This is a genomic window from Enterobacter sp. CGMCC 5087, from assembly GCF_003144775.1.
GTDB lineage: Bacteria > Pseudomonadota > Gammaproteobacteria > Enterobacterales > Enterobacteriaceae > Enterobacter > Enterobacter cloacae_M.
On the sequence record NZ_QFXN01000204.1, the window covers coordinates 1 to 2,653 of the forward strand.

Genomic DNA, 2,653 nt, shown 5'->3' on the forward strand with positions numbered 1-2,653 from the left:
CCATGTCGTTAAAGAGTAGCCAGGAACATAAAGTGAACGGAATGACCACCAGAGCCGTATGTTCCCCCTCACCCCAGCCCTCTCCCTCAAGGGAGAGGGGGCAGTCCGTGCAGGCATTATTTTGTAGGCAATCCTCAGCCCTGCGGGGGGATTTTTATAGCGAGTCCTTCACCACAATCAGCGGCTCGATATCGCTCTCTTTCTTCACCACCAGCGAGTCATCGCCGCGCAGACAGGTTCCGCCGTAGTTCCCGCCCACGGTGAAGGTGCAAACCTGTATGTACTTACCGTCAACCTTCGGCAGGCACCACAGCTGCTGGTAGATATTCTTGCGGTCGACAAACTTGCCGCTGGATTTATCCAGCAGTTCGTCCTGAGGGCTGATGAGATCGATATTGCTGCCGCAGCGGCCGGCAATCGGCTTGACGGCATAGCCGGTCTGCTTCAGCAGATCGTTAACCTCAAAATCGGTGTCGAGCAGGTAACGGTGGTTCGGGAACAGCTGCCACAGTACCGGGAGAATCGCCTTGTTGCCGGGAATCACGGTCCACAGCGGTTCGAAGACCAGCACCTCCGGGCGCAGCAGGACGTCAATCAGGCGCACCTCGCCCTCGGGATGCCCGGTGCGGATCGGCACGGCGGCATATTCGGTTTCGCTCACCTCGCGGATCTGCTCAATCGCCGTTTCCCACGCCCAGGTTTTCCACACGCAGTTGACGTGGCGGCCTTCGTCGTCAATCAGCTGTCCGGCGGCATCCCAGCTGAGCGCCTCAAGCCCGTGCAGGATTTTGGTCTCGAACCCGGCCTGCATCAGCGAACGCTGAATAAAGAGCGCGTGATAGTCCTCTTCGACATCGTTGTCCTGCATGATGTGGACGAACGGCCGCGCGTGGCTGTGCTTCCACGCCCCGGTCAGCTCTTCCAGCAGCCCTTCCGCCGGGTTATGCCCGTTGCCGCGATAGCCGTTTTTCACCCACTCTTCGAGAATCAGTCCGCCCTCGGTATGGCAGGATGCGGAGTCGGCGTTGTACTCGTAAACCTTAATGCCGCGCTCATCCATGCAGAAATCCATACGACCGGTGATCATATGGTGGCGACGCCACTGCCAGGAGAGGCGCAGGCGCGGCCAGAGGATTTTCGGGATGTCGAAAAGCGCCAGCAGGCTGTCGTCTTTCAGCACCTTGTCCGTCGCGTGCAGGTACATCAGGTGCAGTTCGTTGGTGGCCTTGATCAGCTCCTGCTCGGCGCTTTCGGTAATGGTGAAGTACTGGCAGGGATCTTTGTTGATCACATGGCCGTTAGCGCGGATATACGCCTGCTGCAGCGCGTCATTTTCGTTAAGCCATTTTCCGTCGAACTGACGTTTGTTTTTCAGCCGCGCACCGCTGATTTTCAGCAGTTCGCCGTCGATTTCCGGCTGGGGAATGCTGTGTTCCGTGTCGTCGGTCTGGATCATCCAGCCGAGAATCTCCGTGTCGTTGAAGGTGTCATGGATCGTGTAACACCCGTTCTCCACGCTCAGACGCAGTTCGCGCGTCCACTGCTGCCCGAGCGGCAGCGGGGAGTGAATCACGTTCTGCTCCGCAATACGCACCCTATCGTCGAGAAGCTGGGTGATCACCGCCACGTGGCCGGTCTCGTGAAACTCGCCGCCCTTTTGCCAGATCAGCAGCGCTCCGGCGCGCGGCGCGCGTTTCGAACCATTGGCAAAGGCCTGAAGGGGCAGAATGTTATCGTTCACCACCTGACGCAAAAAGCGCAGGGAGAAGATTTCCCACGCCATGCCGACGTCGGTAAACACAAAGCCATAGTTGAGAAACAGGAAACGGCGGGCAAACTCAACGCACTGCCACTTGTGGCCCATGTATTCGTTGCCGATATAGCTGCGAAAATCTGCGTCCTGCGGGTAGCTTCGCGGGTCCAGACTGCCGTAATTTGAAGAGTAAATCGCCACGCCACCGGGCGCATAGCCTAACAATGTCCCGAATGGCGCATCACTGCTTAACTTTCCTTTACGCATGTATCCAACCTAAAACAGGCAGGCGGCAATTTTTTATGGGTTGTCGTCGTCTGCACGTTGTAATTAACCTGACAGAGGGACATTTATCATACACCTGCGCGGCGCATTAACTACATGTTAAACAGCCAGCACGCCGCAAAATGCCCTGGCGCGATCTCCTGCATGGCAGGCTCCTGCGTCTGGCACACCGGCATGGCGTGCGGGCAGCGGCTGCAGAACTTACAGCCCGGCAGCGCGGACGTGGGGCCTGGAACGTCGCCGCGCAGGGTGGCGTCTTCGAGGTTGCGGATGCGCGGATCGGGCTGGGGAACCGCCGCCAGCAGCGCGCGGGTGTATGGATGCGCCGGACGCTGATACAGTTCATTCGCCGGGGCCACCTCCACCAGTTTACCGAGATACATCACCCCAATGCGGTTGGAGATATGCCGCACCATGGAGAGATCGTGGGCGATGAACAGGTAGGTTAGCCCCAGCTCCTGCTGCAGATCCTGCAGAATATTCACCACCTGCGCCTGCACCGAGACGTCCAGCGCCGAGAGCGGCTCATCGCACAGCACGAATTCAGGATGCACGGACAACGCGCGGGCAATACTGATGCGCTGACGCTGCCCGCCGCTGAACTCATGCGGGAAC

The 2,653-nt window shown here is 58.7% G+C and carries 2 protein-coding genes; both read right to left on the minus strand.

Annotation, left to right across the window (positions count from 1 at the left end):
* Positions 1-154: 154 nt before the first annotated feature.
* Positions 155-2,020 (minus strand): bifunctional glutathionylspermidine amidase/synthase, encoded by a 1,866-nt coding sequence (gene gss / locus DEO48_RS16520; RefSeq protein WP_109845759.1) that lies wholly within the window; start codon positions 2,018-2,020, stop codon positions 155-157.
* A gap of 110 nt (positions 2,021-2,130) precedes the next feature.
* On the minus strand, positions 2,131-2,653 hold a 523-nt coding region (locus DEO48_RS16525; RefSeq protein ID WP_146198293.1), incomplete at its 5' end, for an ABC transporter ATP-binding protein.